The sequence below is a fragment of the Streptomyces sp. NPDC026589 genome (genome assembly GCF_040638385.1).
Classification (GTDB): domain Bacteria; phylum Actinomycetota; class Actinomycetes; order Streptomycetales; family Streptomycetaceae; genus Streptomyces.
The window spans coordinates 301568-317327 of the sequence record NZ_JBEZYG010000004.1; the positions used below are offsets into that span (position 1 = coordinate 301568).

At 70.1% G+C, this 15760-nt stretch carries 14 protein-coding genes; 12 read left to right on the plus strand and 2 right to left on the minus strand.

The genetic code is table 11. From position 1 onward, the window contains the following. The first annotated feature begins 6 nt into the window (after positions 1–6). The 10 genes from pdxT to AB0F29_RS09570 all read left to right on the plus strand — a co-directional run bounded on the left by pdxT (position 7) and on the right by AB0F29_RS09570 (position 11007). Entirely contained in the window at positions 7–600 is a 594-nt protein-coding gene (gene pdxT, locus AB0F29_RS09525) for a pyridoxal 5'-phosphate synthase glutaminase subunit PdxT (RefSeq protein ID WP_361869327.1), read from the plus strand. A gap of 61 nt (positions 601–661) precedes the next feature. Next, positions 662–1414: a YebC/PmpR family DNA-binding transcriptional regulator gene (locus AB0F29_RS09530; protein ID WP_032794021.1), complete on the plus strand. Its 753-nt coding sequence runs from the start codon at positions 662–664 to the stop codon at positions 1412–1414. A gap of 179 nt (positions 1415–1593) precedes the next feature. Further along, the gene (gene ruvC, locus AB0F29_RS09535; protein ID WP_361869567.1) at positions 1594–2235 is read left to right on the plus strand and encodes a crossover junction endodeoxyribonuclease RuvC; all 642 of its coding nucleotides are present in this window, start codon (positions 1594–1596) and stop codon (positions 2233–2235) included. Then, entirely contained in the window at positions 2232–2858 is a 627-nt protein-coding gene (gene ruvA / locus AB0F29_RS09540; RefSeq protein WP_361869330.1) for a Holliday junction branch migration protein RuvA, read from the plus strand. Before ruvC ends, ruvA begins: the two co-directional genes overlap by 4 nt. Positions 2859–2887: 29 nt before the next feature. Then, positions 2888–3976, plus strand: coding sequence for a Holliday junction branch migration DNA helicase RuvB (gene ruvB, locus AB0F29_RS09545; RefSeq protein ID WP_361869332.1), 1089 nt, complete (start codon positions 2888–2890; stop codon positions 3974–3976). 166 nt (positions 3977–4142) lie between these two features. Beyond that, a complete protein-coding gene (gene yajC, locus AB0F29_RS09550) occupies positions 4143–4637 on the plus strand; it encodes a preprotein translocase subunit YajC (RefSeq protein WP_018960506.1) in 495 nt (164 codons plus the stop codon). A gap of 150 nt (positions 4638–4787) precedes the next feature. Then, positions 4788–6560 (plus strand): protein translocase subunit SecD, encoded by a 1773-nt coding sequence (gene secD, locus AB0F29_RS09555; protein WP_361869334.1) that lies wholly within the window; start codon positions 4788–4790, stop codon positions 6558–6560. A 1-nt stretch (position 6561) separates the two neighbouring features. Continuing rightward, on the plus strand, positions 6562–7656 hold the full coding sequence (gene secF, locus AB0F29_RS09560; protein WP_361869337.1) for a protein translocase subunit SecF: 1095 nt from the start codon (positions 6562–6564) through the stop codon (positions 7654–7656). Continuing rightward, entirely contained in the window at positions 7653–8204 is a 552-nt protein-coding gene (locus AB0F29_RS09565; RefSeq protein ID WP_361869340.1) for an adenine phosphoribosyltransferase, read from the plus strand. Before secF ends, AB0F29_RS09565 begins: the two co-directional genes overlap by 4 nt. Before the next feature lie 169 nt (positions 8205–8373). Next, positions 8374–11007: a bifunctional (p)ppGpp synthetase/guanosine-3',5'-bis(diphosphate) 3'-pyrophosphohydrolase gene (locus AB0F29_RS09570; protein ID WP_361869342.1), complete on the plus strand. Its 2634-nt coding sequence runs from the start codon at positions 8374–8376 to the stop codon at positions 11005–11007. Positions 11008–11088: 81 nt separating this feature from the next. Here AB0F29_RS09570 and AB0F29_RS09575 read toward each other — a convergent pair whose 3' ends face one another. Both AB0F29_RS09575 and AB0F29_RS09580 read right to left on the minus strand, forming a co-directional pair. Continuing rightward, complete coding sequence (locus tag AB0F29_RS09575) at positions 11089–12318, minus strand: DUF349 domain-containing protein (RefSeq protein WP_361869344.1); 1230 nt, start codon at positions 12316–12318, stop codon at positions 11089–11091. Between the two features lie 226 nt (positions 12319–12544). Continuing rightward, positions 12545–13336 carry a peptidylprolyl isomerase gene (locus AB0F29_RS09580; protein ID WP_361869347.1) on the minus strand — a complete coding sequence of 264 codons (792 nt, stop codon included), beginning with the start codon at positions 13334–13336 and terminating at the stop codon, positions 12545–12547. 149 nt (positions 13337–13485) lie between these two features. Between AB0F29_RS09580 and AB0F29_RS09585 the strand changes: the two genes are divergently transcribed. Together AB0F29_RS09585 and hisS are read left to right on the plus strand one after the other, a co-directional pair. Then, entirely contained in the window at positions 13486–14175 is a 690-nt protein-coding gene (locus AB0F29_RS09585; RefSeq protein ID WP_361869349.1) for an MBL fold metallo-hydrolase, read from the plus strand. Positions 14176–14190: 15 nt separating this feature from the next. Further along, positions 14191–15453 carry a histidine--tRNA ligase gene (gene hisS, locus AB0F29_RS09590; protein WP_361869351.1) on the plus strand — a complete coding sequence of 421 codons (1263 nt, stop codon included), beginning with the start codon at positions 14191–14193 and terminating at the stop codon, positions 15451–15453. The last annotated feature ends 307 nt before the right edge of the window (positions 15454–15760 follow it).

A 15760-nucleotide genomic window follows, 5' to 3' on the forward strand; every position in this document is an offset into this window, starting at 1 on the left:
CCACTGATGAGCGACACCCCCCTGATCGGCGTGCTGGCTCTCCAGGGCGACGTACGGGAGCATCTGATCGCCCTGGCCTCGGCGGACGCCCTGGCCAGGCCGGTCCGGCGCCCCGAGGAGCTCGCCGAGGTCGACGGCCTGGTCATACCCGGCGGCGAGTCCACCACCATGTCCAAACTGGCCGTGCTCTTCGGCATGATGGAGCCGCTGCGCGAGCGGGTCAGGGCCGGCATGCCGGTCTACGGCACCTGCGCCGGAATGATCCTGCTGGCCGAGAAGATCCTCGACCCCCGCTCGGGCCAGGAGACCATCGGCGGCATCGACATGATCGTGCGGCGCAACGCCTTCGGCCGGCAGAACGAGTCGTTCGAGGCCGCGGTCGAGGTCGGCGGCGTCGAAGGCGGCCCGGTGGACGGTGTGTTCATCCGCGCGCCGTGGGTCGAGTCCGTCGGGGCCGAGACCGAGGTCATCGCCGAACACGGTGGGCATATCGTGGCCGTCCGGCAGGAAAACGCCCTCGCCACCTCGTTCCATCCCGAACTGACCGTCGACCATCGCGTGCACGCTCTGTTCGTGGACATGGTGCGCGCGGTGAACTGAGCGGACCCCGGTAGGATCTCTCGGGTTCGACTCGATTTTGGTGACGCGAAGGAGAAGGCAGATGTCCGGCCACTCTAAATGGGCTACGACGAAGCACAAGAAGGCCGTGATTGACGCCAAGCGCGGCAAGCTCTTCGCGAAGCTGATCAAGAACATCGAGGTCGCGGCGCGCTCCGGCGGCGTGGACCCCGACGGCAACCCCACGCTCGTCGACGCCATCCAGAAGGCGAAGAAGAGCTCCGTCCCCAACAAGAACATCGACTCCGCGGTCAAGCGCGGTGGCGGTCTCGAAGCGGGCGGCGCCGACTACGAGACGATCATGTACGAAGGCTACGGCCCCAACGGTGTCGCGGTGCTCATCGAGTGCCTCACCGACAACCGCAACCGTGCCGCGTCCGACGTACGTGTCGCGATGACCCGGAACGGCGGCTCCATGGCCGACCCGGGCTCCGTCTCGTACCTGTTCAACCGCAAGGGCGTCGTGATCGTGCCCAAGGGCGAGCTGACCGAGGACGACGTCCTCGGCGCGGTCCTGGACGCGGGCGCCGAGGAGGTCAACGACCTCGGCGAGACCTTCGAGGTGGTCAGCGAGGCCACCGACATGGTCGCGGTGCGCACCGCGCTCCAGGAGGCGGGCATCGACTATGACTCCGCCGAGGCCAACTTCCTCCCGACCATGCAGGTCGAGCTGGAGGAGGAGGGCGCCCGCAAGATCTTCAAGCTCATCGACGCGCTGGAGGACAGCGACGACGTGCAGAACGTCTTCGCCAACTTCGACGTGTCCGACGAGGTCATGGAGAAGGTCGACGCCTGACGGCGCGGCCGACAGGCCTCACACGACGGGCCGACGGGGCACTCCCCGTCGGCCCGTCGTCCTGTGGTTGCGACGGATTGTCAGTGCGAGCCGATAGCCTGCGGGAACAGATGATCGAGCGGACGCAGATGATCGAGCGGGCGCGGCGCGCCGGCGACGGGCTGAGGACAGGGGGCTCCATGCGGGTTCTGGGCATTGACCCGGGGCTGACCCGGTGCGGCGTCGGCGTGGTCGAAGGAGTCGCGGGAAGACCCCTGACCATGATCGGCGTCGGCGTCGTGCGCACTTCCTCCGACGCGGAGCTGGGCGACCGGCTCGTCGCCGTCGAGCGCGGCATCGACCAGTGGCTCGACGAGCACTCCCCGGGCTTCGTCGCCGTCGAGCGCGTCTTCGCCCAGCACAACGTACGCACCGTGATGGGCACCGCGCAGGCCAGCGCGGTCGCCATGCTCTGCGCCGCCCGCCGCGGCATCCCCGTCGCCCTGCACACCCCCAGCGAGGTCAAGGCGGCGGTCACCGGATCCGGCCGCGCCGACAAGGACCAGGTCGGCGCCATGGTGACCCGCCTGCTGAGGCTGGACGCACCGCCCAAGCCCGCCGACGCCGCCGACGCCCTGGCCCTGGCCATCTGCCACATCTGGCGCGCCCCCGCGCAGAACCGGCTCCAGCAGGCCGTCGCCGCCCACCGCACGTCCGGCGCGTCCCGCACACCCGGGGCGGCCGGCGCCCCAGGCGCCTCCCGTGCGCCCGGGGTTTCCCGCCCGCCCGGCCCGCCCGGGGCTCCCGGCACGTCCCGCACGCTGAAAGGCCGCACCGCATGATCGCTTTCGTCTCCGGCCCGGTGGCCGCCCTGGCCCCGACCACCGCCGTCATCGAGGTCGGCGGCATCGGCATGGCGGTCCAGTGCACCCCGCACACCCTCGCCGACCTGCGCGTCGGCAAGGAGGCCAAGCTCGCCACCTCGCTGGTCGTCCGCGAGGACTCGCTCACGCTGTACGGCTTCGCGGACGACGACGAGCGGCAGGTGTTCGAGCTCCTCCAGACCGCCAGCGGCGTCGGCCCCCGCCTCGCCCAGGCCATGCTCGCCACCCACAGCCCCGACGCCCTGCGCCTCGCGGTCTCCACCGGCGACGAGAAGGCGCTGACCGCCGTCTCCGGCATCGGCAAGAAGGGCGCGCAGAAGCTGCTCCTGGAGCTCAAGGACCGGCTCGGCGAACCGGTCGGCGCGCACATCGGCCAGCAGGGCATCGGCACCTCTGTCACCTCCGGCTGGCGCGACCAGCTCCAGGCCGCCCTCATCGGCCTCGGTTACGCGAGCCGCGAGGCCGACGAGGCCGTCAGCGCCGTCGCCCCGCAGGCGGAGGCCGCCGTCGCCGAGGGCACGGCACCCCCCGTGCCGCAGCTGCTGCGGGCCGCCCTGCAGACTCTCAACCGCGCACGCTGACCGGCACCGAACCACCGAAGAGGCCCTTGATGAACTGGGACGAGCCCGGACCCGAGACCGACGAGCCGACCGGCCCGGTCCTCGACGACCGGCTGGTCGACGCCGGTCATCTCGACGGCGAGGACACCGCGGTCGAGGCGGCGCTGCGCCCCAAGGACCTGGAGGAGTTCGTCGGCCAGGAGAAGGTCCGCGAACAGCTCGACCTGGTCCTCAAGGCCGCCCTCGCCCGCGGCGCCACCGCCGACCACGTACTGCTCTCCGGCGCCCCGGGCCTCGGCAAGACCACTCTTTCGATGATCATCGCGGCGGAGATGAACGCCCCGATCAGGATCACCTCGGGCCCCGCCATCCAGCACGCCGGCGACCTCGCGGCGATCCTCTCCTCCCTCCAGGAGGGCGAGGTCCTCTTCCTCGACGAGATCCACCGCATGTCCCGGCCCGCCGAGGAAATGCTCTACATGGCGATGGAGGACTTCCGGGTCGACGTCATCGTCGGCAAGGGCCCCGGCGCCACCGCCATCCCACTCGAACTGCCCCCCTTCACCCTGGTCGGGGCCACCACCCGGGCCGGGCTGCTGCCGCCCCCGCTGCGCGACCGCTTCGGCTTCACCGGGCACATGGAGTTCTACGCCCCCGCCGAACTGGAGCGCGTCATCCACCGCTCGGCCCGCCTCCTCGACGTCGCCATCGACGTGAAGGGCGCCGCCGAGATCGCCGGACGCTCCCGCGGCACCCCCCGTATCGCCAACCGCCTGCTGCGCCGCGTCCGCGACTACGCCCAGGTCAAGGCGGAGGGCACGATCGACCGGGAGATCGCGATGGCCGCCCTCAAGGTGTACGAGGTTGACGCCCGCGGACTCGATCGGCTGGACCGCGCCGTCCTCGGCGCCCTGCTGAAGCTCTTCGGCGGCGGCCCGGTGGGGCTGTCCACACTGGCGGTCGCGGTGGGGGAGGAGCGGGAGACCGTCGAGGAGGTCGCCGAGCCCTTCCTCGTACGGGAAGGACTGCTGGCCAGGACCCCGCGCGGCCGCGTCGCCACCCCGGCGGCCTGGGCGCATCTGGGACTGGTCCCGCCGCAGCATGGAGCAAAGGGACAACAGGGTCTGTTCGGGGCGTGATGGGTCACAGGTTCGCGTGCACAGGAACCCCGGTGCCATGCTGGGCGTTGTTCCAACGATGCGGACTCGCTTAGACTCCGCCGATGCCGCCCTTACCGGTCGGTGTACCCACCCCCGTATATACAGGCCGCATTCCAGCGCGGTCGTGCGAAGGAATTCCCGTCCCGTGGATATCTTGACTCTCCTCCCCTTCATCGTGCTCATCGGGGCCATGTTCCTGATGACCCGTTCCGCCAAGAAGAAGCAGGCGGCGGCCGCGCAGATGCGCAACGACATGCAGCCCGGCACCGGCGTCCGGACGATCGGGGGCATGTACGCCACCGTCAAGGAAGTCCACGACGACACCGTTATCCTCGAGGTCGCTCCCGGCGTGCACGCCATCTACGCGAAGAACTCCATCGGCGCCGTCCTGGACGACGCGGAGTACAACCGCATCGTGCACGGTGACGACCCGGAGCTGGACGCGGACGGCACGGTCGTTCCCGACGACGCCTCCTCGCTGACCGGCGAGTCCGACTCCGCCGAGGTCGCCAGGATCGACCTGACCAAGGACGACGCGGCCGACGACGTCGAGCCCGAGGACGCCTCGGTCAAGGAAGTCAAGGACGCGAAGGACGCCAAGGACGAGAGCAAGACCGACGGCGACGCCGACTCCAAGTAGTTCTCACGATCCCGGGGACGTCGCGCGCCCACCGGCGCGCGGCGTCCCCGGGACCGTGCGGTCGTCTGCGGGGGCAGGGTCCCCACTACACTTCGTGGCCGCTCGGGCGCGTACCCGGCGCGGGGCGGTTGGACAGGGAGAAACGAGAAGGTGGCAGCACCCAAGAAGGGCCGAGGGCCGTCCGGCGGTCAGGGCAGGCCGGGGCGTGCCCTGGCTCTGATCCTCATCGCCATGGTCGCGCTCACCGGCGGGATGTTCCTGTCCGGGCACACCACGCCACGACTGGGCATCGACCTGGCCGGCGGCACGTCGATCACGCTGGAGGCACAGAACCAGCCCGGCAAGCCGAACGCGATCAACCAGACCAACATGAACACCGCGGTCGGGATCATCGAGCGGCGGGTCAACGGTCTGGGCGTCTCCGAGGCCGAGGTTCAGACCCAGGGCTCGAAGAACATCATCGTCAACATCCCCAAGGGGACGAACTCCAAGCAGGCCCAGGAGCAGGTCGGCACCACCGCCCAGCTCTACTTCCGGCCTGTTCTGACAGTTCAGGCGAGCGGCCCCGAGCAGCCCACACCCTCCGGCTCCGGGACTCCCTCGGGCAGCGCCACCCCGAAGCCCGGCGAGTCCGCCGAAGACGCGGACAAGCCCAAGGGCGAGGAGGCCACCGATGCGGAGGCCACCCCCTCGGCGAGCGCCACCACCCAGGGCCGCGCGGTCACCGGGGCCCTGACGAAGGACGACCCGACCCCCGGCGCCTCCGACAAGCCGAAGCCGTCCGATTCCCCCGGGGCGACGCCCCCTGCGGACCCGGCGACGGCCAAGCTCCAGGAGGAGTTCGCCAAGCTCGACTGCACGGACCCCAAGCAGCGCACGGAGGCCGGCAAGAACGCCAAGCCCACCGACTCGATCGTCGCCTGCGGTTCGAACGTCCCGGGCAGCTACGAGAAGTACGTCCTCGGCCCGGCCGAGGTCTCCGGCAGCGACGTCGACGACGCCAAGGGCGCCATCGAGCAGCAGACCGGTGAGTGGATCGTGTCGATGGAGTTCACCTCCGCCGGCGCCAAGAAGTTCCAGACGATCACCGGCCGGCTCTCGCAGCAGCAGCCGCCGATGAACCAGTTCGCGATCGTCCTCGACGGCGAGGTCGTCTCCGCGCCCTCGGTGCGCACGGCGCTCAGCAAGAACGCCCAGATCTCCGGCAGCTTCGACCAGCAGTCCGCCGAGGACCTCGGCAACATCCTGTCGTACGGTGCGCTTCCGCTGACCTTCGAGGAGGTGAGCGTCACCACGGTGACCGCCGCCCTCGGCGACGAACAGCTCAAAGCGGGTCTGATCGCCGGTGCGATCGGTCTCGCGCTGGTCGTGATCTATCTGGTCGCCTACTACCGGGGGTTGGCGTTCATCGCGCTGCTGAGCCTCCTGGTCTCGGGCGTCCTGACGTACACGATCATGGCCCTCCTGGGACCGGCCATCGGCTTCGCGCTGAACCTTCCGGCGGTCTGCGGTGCCATCGTCGCGATCGGTATCACAGCCGACTCGTTCATCGTGTACTTCGAACGCGTGAGAGACGAGATCCGCGAGGGACGCACGCTGCGCCCGGCCATCGAGCGCGCCTGGCCACGCGCCCGGCGCACCATCCTGGTCTCCGACTTCGTATCGTTCCTGTCCGCGGTCGTCCTCTTCATCGTCACCGTCGGCAAGGTGCAGGGCTTCGCCTTCACGCTCGGCCTCACCACCCTGCTCGACGTCGTCGTGGTGTTCCTCTTCACCAAGCCCCTGATGACGCTCATGGGCCGGACGAAGTTCTTCTCCAAGGGCGGACCGTGGTCCGGGCTGGACCCGAAGCGGCTCGGCGCCCAGCCGCCGTTGCGCCGCTCGCGCCGTGTCAACGCCCCCACCGAACCGAAGGAGGCGTGAGATGTCGCGACTCGGCAATCTCGGCGCCCGGCTCTACCGCGGCGAGGTCGGTTACGACTTCATCCGCAACCGCAAGATCTGGTACGGCATCTCGATCCTGATCACCATCACGGCCATCATCGGCGTGGCGGTCGGCGGCCTCCGCATGGGCATCGAGTTCAAGGGCGGCGCGGTCTTCACGACCGACACCAAGGCCCAGATCTCCACCGCCCAGGCCACGGACGTGGCGACCGAGGCCTCCGGCCACCTGGCGATCGTGCAGGAGCTCGGCAACGGCGGTCTGCGCATCCAGATCACCGAGGTCGACACCGCCAAGGCCAACGAGATCAAGGAGACGCTCTCCGACGAGCTCGGCATCCCCGCCAACGACATCAACGCGGACCTGGTCGGCCCCAGCTGGGGCGAGCAGATCGCCAACAAGGCGTGGACCGGCCTCGGGGTCTTCATGATCCTGGTGGTGATCTATCTGGCCATCGCCTTCGAGTGGCGGATGGCCGTCGCCGCCCTCATCGCGCTGATCCACGACATCACCATCACGGTCGGCGTCTACGCCCTGGTCGGCTTCGAGGTCACCCCGGGCACGGTGATCGGTCTGCTGACCATTCTCGGTTACTCCCTGTACGACACGGTGGTGGTCTTCGACAGCCTCAAGGAGGGCCAGAAGGACATCACCAAGCAGACCCGCTTCACGTACAGCGAGATCGCCAACCGGTCGATCAACAGCACGCTCGTCCGCTCGATCAACACCACCGTGGTGGCGCTCCTGCCGGTCGCCGGTCTGCTGTTCATCGGCGGCGGCGTCCTCGGCGCGGGCATGCTGAACGACATCTCGCTGTCGCTGTTCGTCGGTCTCGCCGCCGGTGCCTACTCCTCGATCTTCATCGCCACGCCGCTCGTCGCCGACCTCAAGGAACGCGAGCCGCAGATGAAGGCGCTGAAGAAGCGGATCCTCGCCAAGCGGGCCGCCGCGGCCGCCAAGGGCGAGTCCCCCGACGACGACGGCCCCGAGGACCAGTACGACGACGCCGAGACCGCGGGCACGGCGATCGGCCGCCCCCGGTCGCACGGCCGCACCCCGGGAAGCGCTGAGCGATGACGAGCACCACCGAATCCACCAGGGAGCTGCTGCTCAGCCGGATCCGCGATGTCGCGGACTACCCGAAGCCGGGCGTGATGTTCAAGGACATCACCCCGCTGCTCGCGGACCCGGTGGCCTTCACGGCGCTCACCGACGCCCTCGCGGAGCTGTGCGTACGGCACGGCGCCACGAAGATCGTCGGCCTGGAGGCGCGCGGCTTCATCCTGGCCGCGCCCGTCGCGGTCCGGGCCGGCATGGGGTTCATCCCGGTCCGCAAGGCCGGGAAGCTCCCCGGTGCCACGCTGAGCCAGTCCTACGAGCTGGAGTACGGCAGCGCGGAGATCGAGATCCACGCCGAGGACCTCGACGCGGAGGACCGGGTCATGATCATCGACGACGTCCTGGCCACCGGCGGCACCGCCGAGGCCTCGCTGGAGCTCATCCGGCGGGCCGGCGCCCAGGTCGCGGGCGTCGCGGTCCTCATGGAGCTCGGCTTCCTCGCGGGCCGGGCCCGTCTGGAACGGGGCCTCGCAGGGGCACCGCTGGAGGCTCTGATCACGGTCTGAACGCCGGTCGCCGTCCCGCGACGGACACCGAGCACGCGAGGGATGGGCACCCGGGAACACCGGGTGCCCATCCCTCGTTGTACAGGCTCCCACCGCCCCGGGCGAGGTCCCGCCGGGGGATCGATACCATGGGCTCTCCGGGTACCCCGGATCCGCACGAGGAGCGCTCTTGCCAGACGAGGCCCAGTCAGCCGCCGCCCCGCAGCCCGACAAGCCCGTGGCGGCCCCCGCCACGCCGGAAAAGGCCGCGCCCTCGAACGCGCCGGAGCCCGCGCCCGCCGAACCCGCCGCGGGCGCCGCGCGCCCCCCGGCCGCCGCGAAGCCCTCCGGTCCGGCCGCCCCTCCCGCGAAGCCCGCGGGCCCCGAGACGCCGCCGGCCCCGGCCGGGACGACCGGGCCCGCGCAGCCACCGGCAAGGAAACCGGCCCCCGAGGCGCCCAAGCCCCCGCCTCCTGGCCCCCCGGCGAAGACCGGGGCCACCGCCGGGTCCGCCTCCCGCACCGGCGGCTCCTCCAACCGGGTGCGGGCCCGCCTCGCCCGACTGGGCGTACAGCGCTCCAGTCCGTACAACCCCGTCCTGGAACCCCTCCTGCGTACGGTCCGGGGCAACGACCCCAAGATCGAGACGGCCACGCTCCGCCAGATCGAGAAGGCCTACCAGGTCGCCGAGCGCTGGCACCGCGGTCAGAAGCGCAAGAGCGGCGACCCCTACATCACCCACCCGCTGGCCGTCACCACGATCCTCGCCGAGCTGGGCATGGACCCGGCGACGCTGATGGCCGGCCTGCTGCACGACACCGTCGAGGACACCGAGTACGGTCTGGACACCCTGCGGCGCGACTTCGGCGACCAGGTCGCCCTGCTCGTCGACGGCGTCACCAAGCTCGACAAGGTCAAGTTCGGCGAGGCCGCACAGGCCGAGACCGTACGCAAGATGGTCGTCGCCATGGCCAAGGACCCCCGGGTCCTGGTCATCAAGCTCGCGGACCGTCTGCACAACATGCGCACCATGCGCTACCTCAAGCGGGAGAAGCAGGAGAAGAAGGCCCGCGAGACGCTGGAGATCTACGCCCCGCTGGCGCACCGGCTGGGCATGAACACCATCAAGTGGGAGCTGGAGGACCTCGCCTTCGCGATCCTCTACCCCAAGATGTACGACGAGATCGTCCGGCTCGTCGCCGAGCGCGCCCCCAAGCGCGACGAATACCTCGCCATAGTGACCGACGAGGTCCAGGCAGACCTGCGCGCCGCCCGTATCAAGGCCACCGTCACCGGCCGTCCCAAGCACTACTACAGCGTCTACCAGAAGATGATCGTGCGAGGCCGCGACTTCGCCGAGATCTACGACCTGGTGGGCATCAGGGTCCTCGTCGACACGGTCCGCGACTGCTACGCGGCGCTCGGCACCGTCCACGCCCGGTGGAATCCGGTGCCCGGGCGGTTCAAGGACTACATCGCGATGCCCAAGTTCAACATGTACCAGTCACTGCACACCACGGTGATCGGTCCCAGCGGCAAGCCCGTCGAGCTCCAGATCCGCACCTTCGACATGCACCGCCGCGCCGAATACGGCATCGCCGCCCACTGGAAGTACAAGCAGGAGCCCTCCGCCGGCGTCTCCAAGGTGCGTACCGACGTGCCCAAGAGCACCGGACGCGGGCAGGACACCGTCAACGACATGGCGTGGCTGCGTCAGCTCCTGGACTGGCAGAAGGAGACCGAGGACCCCAGCGAGTTCCTGGAGTCCCTGCGTTTCGACCTCTCGCGCAACGAGGTGTTCGTCTTCACGCCGAAGGGCGACGTGATAGCGCTGCCCGCAGGCGCGACCCCCGTCGACTTCGCGTACGCCGTCCACACCGAGGTCGGCCACCGGACCATAGGAGCACGCGTCAACGGGCGGCTCGTCCCGCTCGAATCGACACTCGACAACGGCGACCTGGTCGAGGTCTTCACCTCCAAGGCGGCCGGCGCCGGACCCTCCCGGGACTGGCTCGGCTTCGTGAAGTCGCCGCGCGCCCGCAACAAGATCCGCGCCTGGTTCTCCAAGGAGCGCCGCGACGAGGCCATCGAGCAGGGCAAGGACTCCATCGCGCGCGCCATGCGCAAGCAGAACCTGCCGATCCAGCGCATCCTCACCGGCGACTCCCTGGTCACCCTCGCCCACGAGATGCGCTACCCGGACATCTCCTCGCTGTACGCGGCGATCGGCGAGGGCCATGTCGCGGCGGCGGGCGTCGTGCAGAAGCTGGTGCAGGCACTCGGCGGCCACGACGAGGCCAACGAGGACCTCGCCGAGTCCACTCCACCCTCGCACGGCGGTCGCGGCAAGCGCCGAGCCAACGCGGATCCGGGCGTCGTCGTCAAGGGCGTCGAGGACGTCTGGGTCAAGCTGGCCCGCTGCTGTACGCCCGTCCCCGGCGACCCGATCATCGGCTTCGTCACCCGGGGCAGTGGCGTCTCCGTGCACCGCGCCGACTGCGTCAACGTGGAGTCGCTCTCGCAGCAGCCCGAGCGGATCCTGGAGGTCGAGTGGGCCCCCACCCAGTCCTCGGTCTTCCTGGTCGCCATCCAGGTCGAGGCGCTGGACCGCTCCCGGCTGCTCTCCGACGTCACCCGGATCCTCTCCGACCAGCACGTCAACATCCTGTCGGCGGCCGTCCAGACCTCTCGCGACCGGGTGGCCACCTCGCGCTTCACCTTCGAGATGGGCGACCCCAAGCACCTGGGCCACGTCCTGAAGGCCGTGCGCGGCGTGGAGGGCGTCTACGACGTCTACCGGGTCACCTCGGCCCGCAGGCCCTGAGGACTGTCCAGCCCACAGCGGCGGCAACGGAAAGGCCCCGGTACGCGCGACGCGTACCGGGGCCTTCTGGCAGCCGTTGTCTCAGCCGCCGAACTCCTCCAGGCCCTTGAGCGCCTGGTCCAGCAGCGCCTGGCGGCCCTCCAGCTCCTTGGCCAGCTTGTCCGCACGGGCGTTGTTGCCCTGGGCGCGTGCGGTGTCGATCTGGCCGCGCAGCTTGTCCACGGCGGCCTGGAGCTGACCCGTCAGACCCGCGGCGCGGGCCCGCGCCTCCGGGTTCGTCCGGCGCCACTCCGACTCCTCGGACTGCTGGAGCTCCCGCTCCACCGCCTGCATCCGGCCCTCGACCTTCGGGCGGGCGTCACGCGGCACGTGGCCGATGGCCTCCCAGCGCTCGTTGATGGACCGGAACGCGGCCCGGGCCGCCTTGAGGTCCTTCACCGGCACCAGCTTCTCGGCCTCCGCGGCGAGCTCCTCCTTCAGCTTGAGGTTCTCGCCCTGCTCGGCGTCCCGCTCCGCGAAGACCTCGCTGCGGGCGGCGAAGAAGACGTCCTGGGCGCCGCGGAAACGGTTCCACAGGTCGTCCTCGGACTCGCGCTGGGCGCGGCCCGCCGCCTTCCACTCGGTCATCAGGTCGCGGTAGCGCGCGGCCGTGGTCACCCAGTCCGTGGAGCCGGACAGCCCCTCGGCCTCGGCGACCAGCTTCTCCTTGGCCTTGCGGGCGTCCTCGCGCTGGGCGTCCAGCGCGGCGAAGTGGGCCTTGCGCCGCTTGGAGAACGCCGAGCGGGCGTGCGAGAAGCGGTGCCACAGCTCATCGTCCGACTTGCGGTCGAGACGGGGGAGACCCTTCCAGGTGTCCACCAGCGCCCGCAGCCGCTCACCGGCCGAGCGCCACTGCTCGCTCTGCGCCAGCTCCTCCGCCTCGGTGACCAGTGCCTCCTTGGCCTGCTTGGCCTCGTCGGTCTGCTTCGCCTTGAGGACCTTGCGCTCCTCGCGTCGCGCCTCGACCGTCGCGACGAGCGCGTCCAGCCGCTTGCGCAGCGCGTCGAGGTCGCCCACCGCGTGGTGCTCGTCGACCTGCTGCCGCAGGTGGTCGATGGCCGTCGTCGCGTCCTTCGCCGACAGATCTGTGGTCTTCACCCGCCGTTCGAGGAGGCCGATCTCGACCACAATGCCGTCGTACTTGCGCTCGAAATAGGCCAGAGCCTCCTCGGGCGAACCGGCCTGCCACGATCCGACGACCTGCTCGCCCTCGGCAGTACGCACGTACACGGTGCCCGTCTCATCGACGCGGCCCCACGGGTCGCTGCTCACAGCGCCTCCTCCACCTGATGCCTGCGAGGGGGTTCGCCCCCCGGGCATCGTCCACAGTTTCCTGGGGCGGGCATCGCCCGCCCTGCACAACGCCAATCTAGGCGACCGGCCACCCGGCTGTCCGCACTCAGCACGGCCGAAATTCTTCCCTCCGGCCACCGGTGGCTCTCCGCCCCGCCGGTGGCCGCCCGGCCGGTCGCCGTACCGTCGGTCCCGTCCCGACGGTTCAGCCCTTCTCGACCGAAGCCTTCTCGACCGTCACGGCCTTCTTCGGGGCGCCGTCGCCCGCACCGCCCTCGACACCGGCCTCGCCGACCTTCTGGACGGCCTTCAGCGAGGCGTCGTCCATCGTGCCGAACGGGGTGTAGGTGGGCGGGAGCTTCGTCTCCTTGTAGACCAGGAAGTACTGGCTGCCACCGGAGTTCGGCTGGCCGGTATTGGCCATCGCCACCGTGCCCGGCGGGTAGACGACCGTGCCGTCGGCGCCCGCCTTGCCGAGCGCGTCCAGGTTCTCGTCCGGGATGTTGTAGCCGGGACCGCCCGTGCCGTCGCCCTTCGGGTCGCCGCACTGGAGCACGAAGATGCCCTGGGTGGTCAGCCGGTGGCACTTGGTGTCGTCGAAGTACTTCTTGTCGGCGAGCGCCTTGAAGGAGTTCACCGTCTGCGGAGTCTTCGCCGCGTCCATCGAGAACGCTATGTCGCCCTGGCTCGTCTTGAGCGACATCGTGTACTTCGCCTTTTTGTCGATCTTCATCGGCGGCGTGGGAGCCTTGCTCTCGCTCTCCGAAGGCTCCGGAGCAGGACTCTGGCTCGACGCCGCGTCGCTCTTCTTGTCCTTGTCGTCGTCCTTGCCCGCCACGACGAACGCGCTCACACTCACGACGGCGACCACGGCCACCGAGGCCGCGACGATCGCGGTGACGCGCCTCGTCCTGCTGCGGGCCTCCTCCCGGCGCTTCTGCTGGCGCTCGAACTTTTCCCGGGCGAGCTGCCGCCGCCGCTGTTCGCTGCTGGACACCGGTTGGGCTCCTTGTTACGTCGTGAGATGAGGGCCTGAGTTGCCCGTACCGTATATGGGTTACCTGTGTCATGAGGAGCGCCGGTAGGCTCTGATCTGCCGCATCCTTCGCCGTTGCCGCATCCTCCGGACGAACATTAAGGACGATCGTGCTCATTGCCGGGTTCCCCGCCGGGGCCTGGGGGACCAATTGCTATCTGGTCGCCCCCGCCGCAGGTGAGGAGTGCGTGATCATCGACCCGGGCCACCAGGCCGCCCAGGGCGTCGAGGAAACGCTGAAGAAGCATCGGCTCAAGCCCGTCGCCGTCGTCCTCACCCACGGCCATATCGACCACGTCGCCTCGGTCGTCCCCGTCTGCGGCGCCCATGACGTCCCGGCCTGGATCCATCCCGAGGACCGCTACATGATGAGCGACCCGGAGAAGGCGCTCGGCCGCTCGATCGGGATGCCGCTCATGGGTGAGCTGACCGTGGGGGAGCCGGACGACGTCAAGGAGCTGACCGACGGCTCGAAGCTGACCCTGGCCGGTCTGGAGTTCGCCGTCTCGCACGCGCCCGGCCATACCAAGGGGTCGGTGACGTTCGGGATGCCCGAGGCCGCGGACGTTCCGCCGGTCTTCTTCTCGGGTGACCTGCTCTTCGCCGGCTCCGTCGGACGCACCGACCTGCCCGGCGGCGACCACGCCGAGCTGCTCGAGTCGCTGGCCCGTGTGTGCCTGCCGCTCGACGACTCGACCGTGGTGCTGTCCGGCCACGGCCCCCAGACGACCATCGGCCGCGAGCGCGCCTCCAACCCGTTCCTGAACGGTCTGGACGCGGCGCCGCGCCGAGGAATGTAGACGAGAGACGCAATCGTGAGCACCTTCCAGGCCCCCAAGGGCACGTACGACCTGACCCCGCCCCGTTCCGCGACGTTCCTCGCCGTGCGCGAGGCCATCGCGGCCCCGCTGCGCGACTCGGGCTACGGCTACATCGAGACGCCCGGCTTCGAGAACGTCGAGCTCTTCGCCCGCGGTGTCGGTGAGTCCACCGACATCGTCACCAAGGAGATGTACACCCTCACCACCAAGGGCGGCTCCCAGCTGGCCCTGCGCCCCGAGGGCACCGCGTCCGTGCTCCGCGCCGCCCTGGAGGCCAATCTCCACAAGGCGGGCAACCTCCCCGTCAAGCTCTGGTACTCCGGCTCGTACTACCGCTACGAGCGCCCGCAGGCGGGCCGCTACCGCCACTTCTCGCAGGTCGGTGCCGAGGCCATCGGCACCGAGGACCCCGTCCTGGACGCCGAGCTGATCATCCTCGCCGACCAGGCGTACCGCTCGCTGGGCCTGCGGCGGTTCCGCATCCTGCTCAACTCGCTGGGCGACAAGGAGTGCCGCCCGGTCTACCGCGAGGCGCTCCAGACCTTCCTGCGCGACCTGGACCTCGACGAGGAGACCCGCCGCCGCATCGAGATCAACCCGCTGCGCGTCCTGGACGACAAGCGGGCCGACGTACAGCAGCAGCTCACGGACGCCCCGAAGCTCCGCGACTACCTCTGCGACGCGTGCAAGGCGTACCACGAGGAGGTGCGGTCGCTCCTCACGACCGCCGGGGTGGCCTTCGAGGACGACGAGAAGCTGGTGCGGGGCCTCGACTACTACACCCGTACGACCTTCGAGTTCGTCCACGACGGTCTCGGCGCCCAGTCCGCGGTGGGCGGCGGCGGCCGCTACGACGGACTGTCCGAGATGATCGGCGGCCCCGAGCTGCCGTCCGTCGGCTGGGCGCTCGGCGTGGACCGCACGGTCCTCGCCCTGGAGGCCGAGGGCATCGAGCTCGACCTGCCCTCCACCACCAGCGTGTACGCGGTCCCGCTCGGCGAGGAGGCCCGCCGGGTGCTGTTCGGCGTCGTCACCGAACTGCGCCGCGCGGGGATCGCCGCCGACTTCGCGTTCGGCGGCCGAGGCCTGAAGGGCGCGATGAAGAGCGCCAACCGCTCGGGCGCGCGCTACACCCTGGTCGCGGGCGAGCGCGATCTCGCCGAGGGCGTCGTCCAGCTCAAGGACATGGAGTCCGGCGAGCAGGGCCCGGTGGAGCTGGCCGAGGTCGCGGCGGAGCTGATGAAGCGGCTCGGCTGACCGAGACGTGAGGGGTGCGGGCGGAAGGACCTGAGGTCCTTCCGCCCGCACCTTTTTGTCCCCCGTCAACCAGGCGGGAGGGGATTCATCCTCGCCGGTGACCCCGACTTGGAGCCGCCCGCGCGCTCGGTGTCGCCGGACCGGCGCCGGGGACACGTGCGTCTACCGTCGTCCCGGCCCTGCCACCCCGCGACCCCGCCCGGGGGAGTGCTCGCGAACGCACACCTTTATGTCCATCGAACAGCTGATCCGTACGGGGGTGCGGCACAATGACCATGCCCGGCTGACCACTCGGTGACGGAACGGC

Bases quoted from the DNA above. Each gene is read 5' to 3' on its own strand.
- pdxT (WP_361869327.1), top strand. From the start codon at position 7: ATGAGCGACACCCCCCTGATCGGCGTGCTGGCTCTCCAGGGCGACGTA.
- AB0F29_RS09530 (WP_032794021.1), top strand. From the start codon at position 662: ATGTCCGGCCACTCTAAATGGGCTACGACGAAGCACAAGAAGGCCGTG.
- ruvC (WP_361869567.1), top strand. From the start codon at position 1,594: ATGCGGGTTCTGGGCATTGACCCGGGGCTGACCCGGTGCGGCGTCGGC.
- ruvA (WP_361869330.1), top strand. From the start codon at position 2,232: ATGATCGCTTTCGTCTCCGGCCCGGTGGCCGCCCTGGCCCCGACCACC.
- ruvB (WP_361869332.1), top strand. From the start codon at position 2,888: ATGAACTGGGACGAGCCCGGACCCGAGACCGACGAGCCGACCGGCCCG.
- secF (WP_361869337.1), top strand. From the start codon at position 6,562: ATGTCGCGACTCGGCAATCTCGGCGCCCGGCTCTACCGCGGCGAGGTC.
- AB0F29_RS09565 (WP_361869340.1), top strand. From the start codon at position 7,653: ATGACGAGCACCACCGAATCCACCAGGGAGCTGCTGCTCAGCCGGATC.